Raw genomic sequence first — 16057 nt, forward strand, 5'->3', positions numbered from 1 at the left:
GACGGAAATCTCCCGGCACAATTGGGCGGGTATGACGTGCGGGTGCCTCGGATCGGCCGAACACATTCCCCGGGACTTCCTCCGCTCCCTGGGCGGACCGCCCCCGGAGGACACGGGGGAGGGCTGGGCGGACGACCACGCCTTCGTGCAGTCGAACCTCATGCAGCCCGCCGTGGCCACGGCGTCCATGGTGATGGCGGCGCTCGCCGCGGGCGCCCCGCACGAGCATCGCCACCAGCTGATGTCGGTCCTGCACACCTTGGTCCACGGCGAGCAGGACGACACCGCCGAGGCATGCCTCGACCTGGTCCGCGGCGGTTCCTGGATCCTCTACGAGGAAATTTGCTCAGGCCGTTCCATCGAGGCGGCGTCCTACGCCTACGAGATGCTTGAACTCTTCCCGGAAGAGGACGCCAGGCTCAATAGCGTGCGGCGGGCGGCACGCGAAAACCTCTCGTACGACCTCCGCTGACGGAATCCCACTCCTGCTGCCCGCGTCTGCGGTGCTCGCCCTCGCCTAAGGAGACCTTCCAGGCCGGCAGTCGGCACAGGGCTCGCTGCCTGGACGAGCAGCGCCGTTCCCCGCAGGGGCAGGCCCGCCCTGCCTCGTTCGCGAGCAAGCTCGAAGAGGCGGAGCAGACGGAACGGCAGAACGAACACCCTGACCGCAGACCGAACGCTCCGCGCCCGTTCGCAGGCGATGCCGCTGGATCCTGCGTATGTGCAGATCGAGGAGCAGGCCGAGGAGTTCGCCTTCCACCTGCGTCGCGTCGCCGCCCGGCAGGCCCGCGAGACCCGGCACCGCGGTGATCCTCTCGTCGACCGCGTGCACCACAGCCTCTAAACCGTTCAGACCTTCACCGCTGGAAGAGCGCCACTGTGCCCACCGATGACCTCATAGACCTGTCCACCACCATCCCGCTGTGGGTGGTCGTCGCAGTCCGCGTCTACAAGAGACCGTCCACGTCGGGACAAAGAGCCTTCCTCGCCACGATGGTCGTCCTGGCCATCGGTGCCACCCTGCGGCTGTCCGCCGTCGAGGACCTGTTCGCCGACCTGACTGGCCTCCAGGACGCGGCGGTGCTGCCCAAGCACTTGGCCATCATGGTGGCTTGCACCATCCTCCTGGGCTGGGTGGACTCCGTTGTTCCAAGGGGCGAGAGCGACCCCACCTGGCGCCGTTGGGTTGCCTTCAGGCCACGCGTGGCGGTGCTCGCCGTGTTCAGCATCGTCGCCACGGCAGCGTTCCCCTACGCAGCACCCGCCATCACCGCGGCCGACGGCTCCAAGGACTTCTCCTCCGCCCAGTACGGCGACGTCGCGGGCACCGTCCACCTGGCCTGCTACCTGCTGAGCATGGCGGCAGCCCTGGCGCCGTCCGCGTTCCTGTACTTCACGGTCGCCCGCCGGACGAACGATCGGCTCCTGCGGCTGTGCATGCGCTTCCTAGGGCTCGGCGCCCTCGCGGGATGCCTCTACCCCGCCTACCGGATCTCGTACCTGGCGTACGGATTCGCCTCCTGGACGTACCCGCTCAGCGAGCCCGCCTTCCACCTCGGGGGCTCCCTCTTCCAGTTCGTCACCATCACGTTCGTTCTGATCGGCAGCTCGGTACGCGCCGTCGACCTGGTGGTCCGAGGGATCCGGCAGCGCCGCGGGCTGATAGCCCTGCGCCCGCTGTGGATAGAGCTTGTGTCGGTTCTCCCGCCGGAAGCCATCCTGCGCCACCTCAAGAAGGGGAGTTCCCCACAGGCCGACCGGCTGCGGCTGGGCGACTTGTATGGGCGCCTCGACGAGCGGGTCGTGGATATCTCGGACGCTGTGTTCGAGCTGCTGCCGTGGGTCAGCGAGGACCTCCGCCGCGAAGCTCTTGTCGCCGCGCGCGGTGTAGGCCTGCACGGAGCGGAGGCCCGCGCCGCACGTGAGGCCATCTGCCTGCGCGTGGCCCGCCTCAAAGCTGTTCAGGGCGAGAGCTTCGTCGTCCGCCCTGCCAGCACGTTGCTGACACTGCGCCACGACCTCCTGGCGAACGCGAACTGGCTCGCCCGCGTCACCCGCCACTACACCTCTCCCCGCATCGCCGAGATCGCCAGCACCCTCGACGGGCGCATCGCAACTCCCCAGGAGGCTTTCGCCGCATGACCGACACCGCTGCCACCGCGCCGCACCAGGAGGAGAGCCGCGCCGCACGGCTCATCACCGACGGCACGGAGCCACGCAACGTCATCGTCCTGGTGAGCCTCGGCGTCGGCCTGGCCCAGGACAACCCGCTCACAGGCCTCGCGTGGGGGCTCGAAGCCATCCTGTTCGCCGCGGTGATCCCCGTGGCCTACATCAAGCACGGCATGCGCCGCGGCATGTGGGCCGACCGTCACGTAGGTCAGCGGCAGCGCCGCATGCTCCTCATACCCGTCATCATGGCGTCCGTCGCCGCGGGCATCGGAGGCATGCTCTGGCTCCAGGCCCCTCGCCAGATGCTGGCTCTGGTCGCCGCGATGCTGGCCACCCTCGCTGTGCTGCTGCCCATCACGGCGTTCTGGAAGATCAGCGTGCACACCAGCGTGGCCGCCGGGGCTCTCGCGATGCTCGCCGACGCGTACAGTCCGCTCCTTTGGACTGCCGCTCCGGTCGTCGCTGTGATCGCCTGGTCCCGGATCGTTCTGCGCGACCACACGGTGGCGCAGACCGTTGCCGGAGCCGTCGTCGGGGGCGTGGTGGCCGGCCCTGTCTTCGCCGCGGTCAGCGGATGACGGGAAGACCGCTCCGGCCGTATGTCTCGTGCCCGTGACGACCATGAGTTGATTCTCAGCTGCTCCTCTACAGCGCGATGCGGCGGGCATATAGCGTTCATCGCGGTCGGCGACTGCCGCTGAGCCAAGGCCACGACGCCACCGCTGAGGAAGGGTGCCGCTAAGGCGCGTCCGCAGTCCACCACGCCCTTATACAGGGTCGCACTCTGAGCACCGAGACAGCTTCTGCCTTCCTGGTGCCAAAGGGACCACCTCCGCTCGCGCGGAGAGCACCACATCCACCGTCAACTCCGGATCCTGCAGGACGGACCACCTCCGCTCGCGCGGAGAGCACTGAGGAGCCGAACGGGAGCCGCCCAGACGCCACGGACCACCTCCGCTCGCGCGGAGAGCACTACGCGGTGTACCTCGACGGTCCTGGAGGGTTCGGACCACCTCCGCTCACGCGGAGAGCACACGACGCAGGCGACCATGACGATGCCCAGCCCCGGACCACCTCCGCTCGCGCGGAGAGCACGCCCGTGACCGTGCTGCCGGTGGTGCTGCCGCCGGACCACCTCCGCTCGCGCGGAGAGCACACGAGATGGCCGGCGTCGGCATGACCATGTGGCGGACCACCTCCGCTCGCGCGGAGAGCACGCCTGGGAAGACCGGCCGCTGTTCCCCGTACGCGGACCACCTCCGCTCGCGCGGAGAGCACCGGTCGCGGACCTGGACGACCTCGGCGTGTGGCGGACCACCTCCGCTCGCGCGGAGAGCACTGGGGTGGGGCCCGTACTCTCGCTCATGTCGACGGACCACCTCCGCTCGCGCGGAGAGCACACGCCCCGGTCGCGGGCCGGGACCTGCGACGGCGGACCACCTCCGCTCGCGCGGAGAGCACTGACCACCTGCCCACACTGCACCCACAACGACCGGACCACCTCCGCTGGCGCGGAGAGCACCTCAACCGGGAGACGACCGTGACGAAGAAGCCCGGACCACCTCCGCTCGCGCGGAGAGCACTCCGAGAGCTGCCGTGCGATTCCGGTCTGCTCCGGACCACCTCCGCTCGCGCGGAGAGCACCAGCTCGGGGCGACCGTCGCGATCACCCGCGCCGGACCACCTCCGCTCGCGCGGAGAGCACGGCGGCGGCGGCCCCGGCGGCGCCTCCCGCGGCGGACCACCTCCGCTCGCGCGGAGAGCACACGTCGAACAAGGCCGACGTCTACGCCGCGACCGGACCACCTCCGCTCGCGCGGAGAGCACTGTGCCGGCCGACGGCTTCGGCTGTGCGGACCACCTCCGCTCGCACGGAGAGCACAACACGAGACCGGATGGCGCTCGGCGCTGCCGCGGACCACCTCCGCTCGCGCGGAGAGCACGACGGTGCCCCCGTCTGTTGTGAGCGTCAATTCGGACCACCTCCGCTCGCGCGGAGAGCACTCCCGCGACGCCTGCAGCTCACTGCCCAGCCGCGGACCACCTCCGCTCGCGCGGAGAGCACGGTCGGTGTAGCCACAGTGCCTCCTCAGGCTGCGGACCACCTCCGCTCGCGCGGAGAGCACGTCGCCGACGTGTTAACCCTGAGCTGGCAGAACGGACCACCTCCGCTCGCGCGGAGAGCACAGTTCGGCGAACTGCATGTCCCGCTGGGTGTACGGACCACCTCCGCTCGCGCGGAGAGCACAGCGTGACCACGCTGCCGTCGGTGAGGAAAAGCGGACCACCTCCGCTCGCGCGGAGAGCACCACCGGCGCCTGTTCGGGGGCGGCTTCCACTGCGGACCACCTCCGCTCGCGCGGAGAGCACGACGGAGCACCGGGAGATGTAGCTCCGCCCCGCGGACCACCTCCGCTCGCGCGGAGAGCACTTTCGCCGGTCACTCCGAGGACAGCCGAGATGCGGACCACCTCCGCTCGCGCGGAGAGCACACCTGGTCGACGCCACCGAGGCCCTGCGCAACCGGACCACCTCCGCTCGCGCGGAGAGCACGCCCGGGGCTGGGGCCGGTGGCTGCTGGGGGGCGGACCACCTCCGCTCGCGCGGAGAGCACCGCTCCGCGCTCCTGGACAGCAGGAGCACGATCGGACCACCTCCGCTCGCGCGGAGAGCACTGGGGGACGGGGGCCCGGCCGGGTCGCGTCAACGGACCACCTCCGCTCGCGCGGAGAGCACCCAATCGCCTACGTGCTCCCACACCCCGGCGACGGACCACCTCCGCTCGCGCGGAGAGCACCACCACGTCCCCGGCCGGTACGGCGGCCAGGCCGGACCACCTCCGCTCGCGCGGAGAGCACCCTTCCCGACCTGCAGGCCTACGATGGGTTTGCAGTTTCTTTACCCTCGTGTTGAAAGGCCACGAGGGTGAGGCCGTCGAAGTCGATTGGGTGGCGTCGTCGGGTGCCTGCGGTGCGCAGGGCGAAGCCTTGTTCGTTGTCGCTGGGGTAAGCGAGGACGGATATGCCGTCGCCGGTGCAGGCGGAGACGGCGGTCCAGAGTTCGTCACGCACGCGGGCGGAGACGGTTCCCACGTACAGGTGGGGGGTGACTTCGAGGAGCCAGCGGGTGAGGGCGCCGCGGAGGTGGTCGGGGATGGCGGTGACGGAGAGCACGATCATCGAGGCCATGTGTGGCGTGGTCCTTTGGCTGGAGTGTCAGGTGTCGGCTCCGTGGTTCTTTCCGCCGGGGATGGTGCCGCTGATGGGGTCCCAGAGGTCGACGAGGTGTTCTTCGGGGTCGGGGGCGTCAGAGGGGGTGTCGGGGTCGAGGAGTTGCTGGATGTCGGTGACGATGCGGGGGAGAAGCTTGAAGAGGCGCAGGCCGTCGCGGAATGAACGGCGGGCTGAGGCTTCCGGGTTGGTGGCGGAGTGGAGGGAGAAGGCGAGGGGGATGGTGAGCTCGGCCTTGTAGAGGTCGGCGATGTCGTAGACGAACGCCTGCTGGTTGCCGTTGTGGACGAAGCCGAGGGCCGGTGAGCAGCCCAGGGCGAGGATGGCGGCGTGGACGATGCCGTACAGGCAGGTGTTGGCTGAGGAGAGCGCCAGGTTGACGGGGTCCTGCGTGTCCCATGAGGCGGGGTCGTAGGAGCGGCGGAAGCGGCCGATCTTGTACTGCTGTGCGAGCAGCCGGTAGTGGGCTTTGACGCGTCGGCCTTCGAGGCCTCGGAGTTGGTCGAGGGTGGGGTCGGCCGGGGCGGTGCCGTGGCCGAAGCGTTTGTTGTACATGGCGGTGGCAATGGCGAGGCGTTGTGTGTCGTCGGCCCAGGCGCGGGTCTGGCGTTCGAGCCAGGTGGTGGTGAGGGAGTCGGGGAGCGTGGCGGCGTAGCAGCGGACGCCGCCTGAGCCGGTGATCAGGACGGTGGTGCCGTGGCGGGCGAGTGTGGCCAGGGCGCGGGCGGTGATCGAGGTGCCGGGGCCGAGGAGGACGCAGCTGAGGGCGGCGGTGGGGAGGTAGACGGTCTCGGTGCCCCGGCGGTCGCTGGTCACTTCGGCGCAGACGCCGGTGTCGTCCTGGTGGATGCGGACGATGTCCAGGTACAGGAACGACAGGGAGTCGGCGATGCGCGGCAGCATTGCGACGGTGGGAGCGGCGAGTTGGCGCCGGGAGTCGGCAGGGGAGCGGGCAGAGCGAGGTGCGGCCGCCTTGGTCATGAGGTGTCCCGGGCGGGGGCGATGCTGAGCAGGCCGCAGCCGTAGGCCTTGCCGCGGCCGATGCCGTCGATGATCTTCTTGCGGAGGGGTTCGGGATCAGTGATGGCCGCGGTGCCGTCGAAGCGTGTGCGGGCGTGATGGATGTGCCGCTGCTGGGGGGAGTTGCGGGGGCCGTGCGGGCCGCGGGCGGCCTCGAGGGGGTGGGGCTGGTGGGTGAGCGGTTTGAGCCCGGCGGTGGCTGCTTGGCGGAGCCACCATTCGTCGGCGTCGGCGCCGTGCAGGGGCACGACGGCGGGCAGCTTGTAGAGGCGTCGGGTGGTGGCGCCGGGTTTGCGTACGGCGCTGGCCACACAGCGGTAGTGCACCGTGAGGCCGGGGCGCAGGGCGTTCAGGAGTGCGTCGAGTGAGCGAGTGTCCCCCTTTCCGTAGCCGGGGGGGAGTTGGCTGAGGTCGGGTTCGTGGCTGCTCTGGAGGAGGATCTGTGCTCCGGTGGGGGTGTCCTCGATACGGAAGAGGACGCCGAAGCGGGCGCGTGGGTCGGGGCCCGCGTGCGAGGGGAACAGGGTCATGAGGCGCTGGTGCAGACCGACGGCCGTTTCAGTGCCGTTGAGGTCGCGGCGGGCGTCGCGGGAGCGCTGGTCGGGGACGATGCGGGTCAGCCAGGTGGTCAACGACGGTGTCCTTCCAGGGCTGGGCGGTCGAGGTGTTCGTGGGCGTACGCGGCGAGAGCGGTCAGGTGGCTGATGCCGAGCCCGGTGTGTTGGTCGGCCGGAAGGCGGAGGCTGCGTTGATAGAGGTCACGGGTGTGGTGGGCGCGGTGACCGGGGCGGAAGGAGAGCGGCTGGTCGTTGATTTCGCTCGTGGGCTGTGCCCCGTCCTGCCCGTCGTGTGTGCCTGGATCCTCGGACGTCAGGAGCCGGTTCAAGGGCCGGTCGGCGAAGAAGTCGATGGCTTGGAAGCCGTTGCGTGGGCGGGGTGCGGCGAGCGGCAGGTGCACGAGGTGGTGCAACGGATCGGTGGTGGCGCCCAGGAGGAGCGGGCCCTCGGGCGGGCAGGAGCGACGCCCCAGAAAGAGCGGCCATCGCGGTGCGAGGAGAGCAACTTCGGCTTGGCTGAGTAGTTCTGTGTCGTCCGGGCCGCCGGTGACGGCGAGGGTGAAGGCCGCGTCGGCGAGGTACATGCGGTGGGTGAGAAGGGTGCCGGTGTCGCCGGACCGCTTCTTGCCCTCGGCGGTGGTGACGGTGGCCTTGGCCGGCAGGCCGCCGCCGACGGTGTGCAGGTCGCGGAGGAGCACGCCGGGCCGGTCGACGCGAATCGTCAGGGACAGCCGGGCGAGGTCGTCCGGCGGCTGGTCCTGGCTTCGGCCGAGCGCGGACGCCAGCAGCCCGATGACGCCGGAGCGGGTCGGGAACAGGGCGGTGTCCCGCTCGTTGAAGGGGCTGCGCTCGCCCCAGGACTGCAGGGGGCCGGTCAGCCGGAGGAGCAGGCCTGTCTCCGCTTGAGGATCCGGGGTGCGGGGGGAGTTCACGCGGCCTCGCCGTTGGCCTCGATGAGAGCGGCGTCGAGGGCCATGGTGATCAGGTCGTCGAAGGTGTCGTGCCGTCGGCCGAGGCCGGCCAGGTCCTTGGCGTCCAGACCGGCCCAGCCCGACGTGAGGACGCGGCCGGTGCCGAGCAGCTTGTTCGCCGCCTGAGCGTACTCAGCCAGTCGTGTGCGCGAGTCCTGCGCGAAACCGTTCCGGGCCTGCACCGGCTCTTCGAAGGCGGCCGCGTACGACAGCGGACGGTCCGTGCGCACGGAGAGGTGGACCAGGTCGGGGATGGTGTGCGGGGCAGTGGAGTTCTTTTTGGCCTGGGGGAGCGACTCGATGAACGCACCGAGGAACGCGCTGGTCAACTCGCGGACAGCCTGCGGTTCATCGCCGATGTTGGCGGCGAGGTCGCGCAGGTCGACCGTGGCGTAGCGGTAGAAGGTTCCGGCACTGAACTCGGCGTGGCCCATGTGCCCGCTGCCCGTGGCGTCGCCCCAGGCCGCGGTGATGTCGTCGACGGCGGAGAAGTAGTCCAGCTCCACGTCGGTCTGGTGGGTGGTCAGCGCGTGGGCGACCTGGACGGCGCCGTCCACCCCGGCGTTGTCGACTTCGGCGAGCATCCGGCCGAAGAGGTTGATGACGCCGTTGCGTGAGCGCAGGATCGCCTCGACGTCGTCCTTGGGCAGCACGCTCTTGTCGGCGGGCTTCTTGATGTCCTTGGCCTTCTCCACCGCGTCGCGATGGGCCTGGGCGAGGTCGGCCAGCTCGGTGACCGCCACCTCGGGCACGTACACCATCGCGTTGGTGAGCACCTTGTTGGGCACGATCTGCTTGGGGTCGGCCGGGTCCTTGGCGAGCTCGAACTTGATGCTGCTGGCGGCCGCGATGTGGGCGCCCGCGCGCTGAGCATCGGCCTCGGCCCAGCCGCGGGTCAGCAGCTCCTGGGTGACGCGCTCACCGATACGGCGGGTGCGCAGTGCGGCCTGGCCGACCTTGTCCTCGAAGACGGCGCGGATGGCGCGCTTCCAGGACTGGCTGCTGACGCGGGTGCGCAGCGTGTTGCCGTACTGGACGGTCTTCACGGAATTCGTGTCGTCCCGGTTCAAGTTGGAGAACGGGACCGACTGCAGGATGTGGATGTCGATGAAACGGGCGGCAACGGACACGGAGGTCTCCCTGAGAGGCTTGGCGCAGAGGTTGTGGGCAGGAGCGGATGGGTGAGCGGCGCCGGTCAATCCCCGTCCGCAGGCTGGTCGGACTCGTCACTGAGAGTCTCTTCGGCGTCGGCGCGATTGGCCCGATCGGCGGCATCCGCGGAGCGTTGCCGGTAGTAGTCCTGCAGCCAACGACGGGAGATCCGCCCGGAGTGGTCGGGCCAGGCGAGCAGATCGCTCAACAGCCGCGCCCAGTCAACCGGCACGCCCAGGCCCCGCAAGTAGCCGACAGCTGCGGGCAGATGACGGTGCAGGCCGTCAATGCTCTGACGTGTGAGAAGGTTCAGTCGCGCTTCAGCCCCCGACTCCCGCATCGCCTTGTCCCGGCCGGGACTGTCGGTGACGGCGGCGGCGAAGGCGGCGCCCAGGCTCGTGCCGTAGCGCTGCCGCCCTGTCAGCACCGCCGCTGCCTCAGCGGCCTTCTCGACTGCGGGTCCGGCATCGGCGGCACCTCCGCCCTCGCTCTCCTCCAGCTCGGCGGGCAGATCCGTGGCGGCAGATCCACTTCGGGGCTGCGCCGCGATCATCGCGGCCACCGCGTAGTAGGCCCGCTGATCGGCGTCCGAACTGAGGCTGTTCTCTGGCAGCCAGGGCGCGATGAACCGGTGCATGCGTTGCGTCAGACGGTCGTTGATCCCGCGCCGCAGTCCGCCGCGCAGCGCACTTCGGGCTCCGGGGTCCTGTCGGCAGAGCTGCTCCGTCCACTGGGTGTAGGCCAGCAGGCGCTGACGCCGTGCCGAGGCCGGGTCGGTGGTAGCGGCCTGAGTGGTCATTCTGTTCCTCGCCCCCTCTAGTTCTCGTCCACGCTGTGCGCTCACGCGCCCTGCGGCGCCTTCACGGCTCCGTTGGTCTTCTTGCGGGTCCCGCCGTACAGCCCGATCCGGGCGTCGGAGACGGCCTTGGCGCCGCGTTGTGTGCGGGTGACGGAGGCGGTCACGGTGTCGTACGCCTCCACGGCCAAGGCCAGGAACGCAGCCCGTGATCCGGCCCGGTCGAAGCCTGCGTCCAGCGCCGTGCCCGAGCGGTCCAGGCGGCGGAAGCGGTCCCAGAACTCGTTTTCGGCGCGGGGCCAGTAACGTGCGCCGGCCTCGGCGGCCCAGGTGTCACCCTTGGCCTTCGGGTCGCGAACGTAGGCGGACCAGGCCTGCTTCACCGCTCTGTCCAGGCGCCGCCCGTACAGTTCGCCGAACTGCCGAAGCCGCGCCACCGGCAAGGCGGTCCGCGGAGTGTCCCGCTCGGCGAAACCCAGCACCGGCGGTGTCGTGCCGGACACGAACTGGATGTCCTTGGCCTGTGCTTCCTGCTCGAAGCCGAGGGCCCGCACCCGCAGGTCCTCCGAGACCTCGAAGGCGTACTCGAAGACTTCGGGCCGCTTCGGCTGGGCGGTCCCGGGAGGCTCCTTGAGCAGCAGGGCATCCAGGTCCCGCCACAGGGCCCGCCGGGAGTCGGCCGGACGCGGGTAGGGATTGCCCTGCTGGCTCACCTGCCAGATCAAGAAGGGATCACTCCGAGGGATCCGGCCGGAGCGATAGGCCCAGGTGATGTAGGCGTCCCGCACCAACTGCCCGTCCTGGCCTTCCGGTACGAGAAGGAGCGCGTGCTGGGAGCACGCGGTGAGACGGGAGCAGGGCCCGGTTGGTGCGGGGGGTGCTTTGCCGGGGTCCGGCAACTCGTCCCGCTCCCAGGGGCACTGATCCCGCGCCGCCCTCACGGTGGATTCTGGCCTGACCAGTCCGGCCAGCAGCGTCTCGAAGAGGGTCTCTCCCTCAGGGTGGTACGAGAGCGCGGTGCGCAGTGGACCGGCTGTCATGCTGGCGCTCTTCGTGCCGTTGACTTCTCGGGCCGAGCAGCGGCCGGATGGGCCGTAGTAGTGCCACACCAGAAGATTCAGCACTGCTTCCGATGCGGTGGGCAGCGTGGGGCGGGCGTCCCTGTCAGGACGGAACCAGGCGTGGTTGTTGCCTGAGGCGCGCGTGACGATCAGCTTGTTCACGCCGGCGGTCTTGTCCGCGTCGCACTGCTCAGCCAGACGCGCGTCCTGCATCCACGGGCGCCCGCCCTCCGGGTCGAAAAGGAAGAATCGGCTCTCGTACCTGGAGAAGTACGCGGCAAGGCCATCCCGCGGCAACTCTCCCTCGTCCCACACGTCTTGGAGACGCGTGCCCCAGTCTCGGGTGCCGGCCTCATCCAGGCCGGTGACGCGGGCCGTGAGGGCGTACAGGATCCGCAGGAGGGCGGAGTGTGCCGGAGGGGACGTGACGGCCAGGCCCGCGATGTCGTGGCTGCGCAGGAGCAGTTCGTGTAGTCCGAGGCGATCAGGAGGTTCGCCAGCTGAAGGGGGAGGGGCGCTCGGTGACCAGCGGATGGGGATCCACGGCTCGTTGAGAAGGTTGCAGGCAGGCGGTGGCATAGGGCTCCAGGTGAAGAGACACTATGGAGAGGGATCTCCGCGTGCGCGGAGGTGGACCGTGTGCCGCGTGAGGAGCGATCACGTGTCATTCCCTTGGCCCGCGCAGGCGGGCGGCGCCGCCCTGGCGCCGGTCAACCGGAGAGCAACACCACGCGCCAGGGCGGCTGTTGAAGACGTTAGTGGAAGTGTGCTGCGTGCGGAGCACACTTCTGCGGAGGAGGCTCGAAATCGCGGTTACACGACCTCCAAGCCGACATCCGATGTCCGGATCGTGCGGCCTCCGTGGCGGCAGGACCATGCGATGCCTTGCGTATCGGGTTCTGGCCGCATCCGTAGCAGTACGACATCGCGGAGCAGCGGCTGCTCGTCCCAGCCCTTGGGCGCCTCGCAACCCCCTTCGCCTCTTAGCCACTTGCCTGGCACCGGGGCGGTAAGGGAAATGATCTGCGCCAGTCGGCTGCGGGGGAGTCCACGGATGCCGTCAGGCAGCGAATGGATCCCCGCCTTGTCGAGCGTCAGCGAGCCATTGCCCTGCTCGAACAGGCACAACACCCGTCCAGTGTCTGCTCCTAGACGTGATGTCAGCAGCTCTTCCGTGACGCCTGCCTTCCGTTCACTGAGCCGGTGGAGATCACCGGCGACGTCCGCCGGGGCGCAGATGCCCACCATGGTGGCCAGATGTGTCTGGGCCATCTCCTCGGCCTGACGCTCGGCATCCAGGATGCGCAGCTGCTCCTGCTCTGAGGTCTCAGCCAGCCGGTCCACGAAGTCCTCCGCGTACACGGTGTCGATCAGGTTCTGGACATCGCCGGGGACGTCGATGCCTGCCGCTTCCGCCTCGCCCAGGACGAGGGCGGTACGGCGCAACAGCCCGGCGTCATAGACCAATCCCCAGCTCCGAGGCACGGCAATGGCCCCTTGGGAGTCGACGGGTGCCAAGACGGTCAGACGTGGCGACTCTTCCGGGATCGCCCAGAGCGGGCGACCGGTCTCGCCGCGTTCGTGACGACGGCCCCGTCCAGCACGCTGGAGGATCTGGGCCAGCGGGGCGAGATCGCTGACGATCAGATCGAAGTCGAAATCAAGCGACTGCTCGACGACCTGGGTGGCGACGAGGATGGACGCCGGACGGGGCCGGGCGATGTCCTCCGCACCGCGCGGCTTGCCGAATGCGGTCTCACACGCGGCGGTGATGCTCTGCCGCACGCCAGCCGGATAGCGTGAATGCAGCAGACGCAACCCGCCCTTCCGCTCAGCGAGTTCGGGAAACGCGTTGCGCAGGTCCCGGTACGTCTGCTGGGCCTCGGCAACCGTCGTGCAGCACACCAGCGCGGTACCCCCGTCCGATGCCACGGGGCGCAGCACCTCCCGCAGCGCCTCACGGCGGCCACCTGGACGCGGATCCCACGCCAGGTCCGCCTCCGTGTCCCACATGACCGGCCGGATATCGAGGTCAATACGGCGGGCCCGCTCGCTCCTCACCGCTCGCGGAGGCGAGACGGAACCGGTCGAGGCATCCGTGAACAGCCAGCCCGGATAGTACGGCTCGACGGCAGAGGGCTCCGGGAAGCCGGCGCCCCGCCGATAGGCGTCCACCAATGACGACGCCGTACGCCCCGTCAGCGTGGCCGACAGCAGAACCACCGGCGCGCGGAACGCGCCCAGCCACTCCAGCAGACGGACGAGCAACTGGTGCATCCACGGGCCGTAGGCGTGGGCCTCGTCGACAACCAGGACCTTGTCGGACAGACCGAACAGTCGCAGGGCGTTGTACTTGAGAGGGAGAACGCCGCTGAGCACCTGATCGATAGTGCCCGCGCCGAGCGGGGCGAGCAGCCCACGCTTGTGACCGCGCAGCCACGCGCCCGCCGCCGTCGCGGTCTCCTTGTCCGCACTGATCTCGCCGTCCGGCACTTCCTCGCCCTCACCGGGCGCGTCTGCCCCGGCGTACAGCGGGCTGAGCCAGGCCATGGAATGCAGCAGCGTCAAGGCCCGCTCTCCGCCCATGGCGGCCTGCGCGAACTTCCTCACGCGAGGGAACATCGCGTCCGCGGTGGCCATCGTGGGCAGCGCGAAATAGAGCCCCCGCGCTCCGGCTGCCCGCCCCAGCACCGACGCCGCGTACAGAGCGGCCTCCGTCTTGCCATCGCCTGTCGGAGCCGTGACGAGCAGCAGCCCCGTACCCCTGATCGCCGTGAGCTCCGGTAGCCGAGCTGCAAGATCGGCTTGGAGGGCGTTCGGGGGAAAGGGAAACATCTCACCGAAGTACTCGGCGTCGAACCGAGCTCGGCCCAGTTGGGCTCGGGACACCCATTCCGGCGCGGCCTTACGGGCGTGGTCCCAGTGGGCATCCAGTTCTTTAGGAGTCGCCCGCCAACCCTCAGGAGGCAGCCTCGGAATGATGGCGTCCTTCTGGCTGGCCAGCCAGTCCGCGACAACTACCAGACCGGAGACAACCACGCTCAGCTCGGCTGGCAGCCCCTGCGCCGGCACGGCATCGGCATACGTGATGCGCCGCAACTCCGCGAAATGCGCCTTGCGTTGAGCCGCCCAGCCTTCTTCGCCGAGACCTGGCTGGTAGCCACTCGCAGCGGCCAGTTCCTTGGCCAGCAGCACTCGGCCGAAGCATCCATGGTGCCCACCCAGCATCTGGGCGACCTGCTGCCATACCGCCCGGCGCATCTGCCGCTGGCCACCTGGGTAACCGGCCTCCTCCAGAAGCCGCGTGACCGCCCAGTGCGTCGCCATCTCATGGCGGAACGCCCGCTCGTGTGGCGCGCCAGGAGCGAACGCGTACTCGGGATCGTCCCGCACGGATGAAAAGGCGTCCGGCACCTGAGCCTGGAACGGCGGAGTGATCTTGCCCAGGTCGTGCAATCCCGCCCAGAACGAGAGCACCGCACGGGTATCGCTCACCGGCAGGCCGAGCGCGCGAGCTATTCGCTCACGCACGCAATCGCTCAGCAGGACATCCCACAGGACTCCGAACACAGCCGCCGTGTCCAGGAGATGGCAGATCACGGGATAGGGGCTCGGCAGTCCCCATTCCTTACCCCACATCCGAGCGTCGATGTTCCTGCCCTGGCGCGAGTGACCGTCTCGCTTCGTCATGGCGTCAGGGATAGCAGCCGTCACTGACAACATGCCCCGAGCAGGCGAAACTCGTGACCGGTACCTGCTTCGGCTGGGACCATAGACTGCCCCTATGCCTCAGCCATGGATGGCTCAACACGACACGTGGGCTGCGCTATGTCACAAGGTTCAAGAAACTGCAAAGTCGCCATAACGGGCCTGGTCGGGAAGGGTGCTCTCCGCGCGAGCGGAGGTGAACCGCCGGACTTCGCGGCGAAACGCCTGGTCTGGTAGTGCTCTCCGCGCGAGCGGAGGTGAACCGCGTGTCGGCCTGACGCTGCGAGGCATCCGCCGGTGCTCTCCGCGCGAGCGGAGGTGAACCGGCCTGCTCGTCGACCAGGCCCGCGTTGCGGTCGTGCTCTCCGCGCGAGCGGAGGTGAACCGGCGTACGCGAAGAGCGGCAAGGCGTCGGATTTGTGCTCTCCGCGCGAGCGGAGGTGAACCGCCACACTGGGGCGACATGACCGTCGCAGATATGTGCTCTCCGCGCGAGCGGAGGTGAACCGAGGTTCCGAGACGGGCCTTGCTCAGCGGCTGCGTGCTCTCCGCGCGAGCGGAGGTGAACCGGGGGAGGGGGCTTCGGCTGTGTCCACGGGCTCGTGCTCTCCGCGCGAGCGGAGGTGAACCGCCGGACAAGGCGAACTCCGGCGACAAGATCGAGTGCTCTCCGCGCGAGCGGAGGTGAACCGCAGCGCCCACGAACGGCTCGATGAGCGTCGGTGTGCTCTCCGCGCGAGCGGAGGTGAACCGAGGTCGGCGTCTCGCGGGCTGATGTGCCACGAGTGCTCTCCGCGCGAGCGGAGGTGAACCGATCCCGGACAAGAAGTCGACGCAGATCGAGATGTGCTCTCCGCGCGAGCGGAGGTGAACCGGCCGGGTCGTCGCCCCGCTGGAGTGCAAGAACGTGCTCTCCGCGCGAGCGGAGGTGAACCGTGTCAGCCCTGAGCCAGGGTGACGGTGTGCTGGTGCTCTCCGCGCGAGCGGAGGTGAACCGATGCGGGCGGGGGCGACGGCGTGAGCGTCATCGTGCTCTCCGCGCGAGCGGAGGTGAACCGTGACCGACATGCCTGGCGACTTCAGTGTCGCAGTGCTCTCCGCGCGAGCGGAGGTGAACCGTTGGGTCGGGGCGTCGCGGGCGGCACGCAGATGTGCTCTCCGCGCGAGCGGAGGTGAACCGCAGAACACCGAGCGGCAGCACGACGCACTCGAGTGCTCTCCGCGCGAGCGGAGGTGAACCGCCGAGATCCTGGCCTTCATCGTGCTGATGGCCGTGCTCTCCGCGCGAGCGGAGGTGAACCGGTTCGCCTGACACGGCATGCTGTCAGGGTTAGGTGCTCTCCGCGCGAGCGGAGGTGAACCATCTCGGCTTGCAGAGCGGACACCAACT

Annotated in this window: 12 protein-coding genes and 2 CRISPR repeat arrays (1 of these 14 cut by a window edge); of the genes, 4 read left to right on the forward strand and 8 right to left on the reverse strand. The window is 69.4% G+C overall.

What is annotated here, in order from left to right; all coding sequences use genetic code 11:
• Positions 1 to 31 precede the first annotated feature (31 nt).
• The 4 genes from ACZ6AA_RS36505 (at position 32) to ACZ6AA_RS36520 (ending at position 2750) form a co-directional block, all read left to right on the forward strand.
• Entirely contained in the window at positions 32 to 472 is a 441-nt protein-coding gene (locus tag ACZ6AA_RS36505) for a hypothetical protein (protein WP_471462782.1), read from the forward strand.
• A gap of 249 nt (positions 473 to 721) precedes the next feature.
• Positions 722 to 844 carry a hypothetical protein gene (locus tag ACZ6AA_RS36510; RefSeq protein ID WP_471462784.1) on the forward strand — a complete coding sequence of 41 codons (123 nt, stop codon included), beginning with the start codon at positions 722 to 724 and terminating at the stop codon, positions 842 to 844.
• Between the two features lie 35 nt (positions 845 to 879).
• Positions 880 to 2142: a DUF6545 domain-containing protein gene (locus tag ACZ6AA_RS36515; protein ID WP_471462786.1), complete on the forward strand. Its 1263-nt coding sequence runs from the start codon at positions 880 to 882 to the stop codon at positions 2140 to 2142.
• The gene (locus ACZ6AA_RS36520) at positions 2139 to 2750 is read left to right on the forward strand and encodes a hypothetical protein (protein ID WP_471462787.1); all 612 of its coding nucleotides are present in this window, start codon (positions 2139 to 2141) and stop codon (positions 2748 to 2750) included. The genes ACZ6AA_RS36515 and ACZ6AA_RS36520 overlap by 4 nt, the downstream gene beginning before the upstream one ends.
• A gap of 244 nt (positions 2751 to 2994) precedes the next feature.
• Positions 2995 to 5030: direct repeats of the CRISPR family, unit length 29 nt; unit sequence CGGACCACCTCCGCTCGCGCGGAGAGCAC.
• Positions 5031 to 5048: 18 nt separating this feature from the next.
• Here ACZ6AA_RS36520 and cas2e read toward each other — a convergent pair.
• The 8 genes from cas2e to cas3 form a co-directional block, all read right to left on the reverse strand.
• Positions 5049 to 5360: a type I-E CRISPR-associated endoribonuclease Cas2e gene (cas2e, locus tag ACZ6AA_RS36525; RefSeq protein WP_471462788.1), complete on the reverse strand. Its 312-nt coding sequence runs from the start codon at positions 5358 to 5360 to the stop codon at positions 5049 to 5051.
• Between the two features lie 27 nt (positions 5361 to 5387).
• Positions 5388 to 6305: a type I-E CRISPR-associated endonuclease Cas1e gene (cas1e, locus tag ACZ6AA_RS36530; protein WP_471462789.1), complete on the reverse strand. Its 918-nt coding sequence runs from the start codon at positions 6303 to 6305 to the stop codon at positions 5388 to 5390.
• Positions 6306 to 6379: 74 nt separating this feature from the next.
• Positions 6380 to 7054 (reverse strand): type I-E CRISPR-associated protein Cas6/Cse3/CasE, encoded by a 675-nt coding sequence (gene cas6e / locus ACZ6AA_RS36535; protein WP_471462791.1) that lies wholly within the window; start codon positions 7052 to 7054, stop codon positions 6380 to 6382.
• Entirely contained in the window at positions 7051 to 7911 is an 861-nt protein-coding gene (gene cas5e / locus ACZ6AA_RS36540) for a type I-E CRISPR-associated protein Cas5/CasD (RefSeq protein ID WP_471462792.1), read from the reverse strand. The genes cas6e and cas5e overlap by 4 nt, the downstream gene beginning before the upstream one ends.
• The gene (gene cas7e / locus ACZ6AA_RS36545) at positions 7908 to 9080 is read right to left on the reverse strand and encodes a type I-E CRISPR-associated protein Cas7/Cse4/CasC (RefSeq protein WP_471462793.1); all 1173 of its coding nucleotides are present in this window, start codon (positions 9078 to 9080) and stop codon (positions 7908 to 7910) included. The genes cas5e and cas7e overlap by 4 nt, the downstream gene beginning before the upstream one ends.
• 65 nt (positions 9081 to 9145) lie before the next feature.
• Complete coding sequence (gene casB, locus ACZ6AA_RS36550; protein ID WP_468480870.1) at positions 9146 to 9901, reverse strand: type I-E CRISPR-associated protein Cse2/CasB; 756 nt, start codon at positions 9899 to 9901, stop codon at positions 9146 to 9148.
• Positions 9902 to 9942: 41 nt separating this feature from the next.
• The gene (gene casA / locus ACZ6AA_RS36555; RefSeq protein ID WP_468480871.1) at positions 9943 to 11538 is read right to left on the reverse strand and encodes a type I-E CRISPR-associated protein Cse1/CasA; all 1596 of its coding nucleotides are present in this window, start codon (positions 11536 to 11538) and stop codon (positions 9943 to 9945) included.
• A gap of 234 nt (positions 11539 to 11772) precedes the next feature.
• Entirely contained in the window at positions 11773 to 14649 is a 2877-nt protein-coding gene (cas3, locus tag ACZ6AA_RS36560; RefSeq protein WP_468480872.1) for a CRISPR-associated helicase Cas3', read from the reverse strand.
• Positions 14650 to 14842: 193 nt separating this feature from the next.
• Positions 14843 to 16057: a CRISPR direct-repeat array (repeat unit 29 nt; unit sequence GTGCTCTCCGCGCGAGCGGAGGTGAACCG) (it continues 766 nt past the right edge of the window).

Source organism: Streptomyces sp. NPDC040610 (assembly GCF_055594065.1).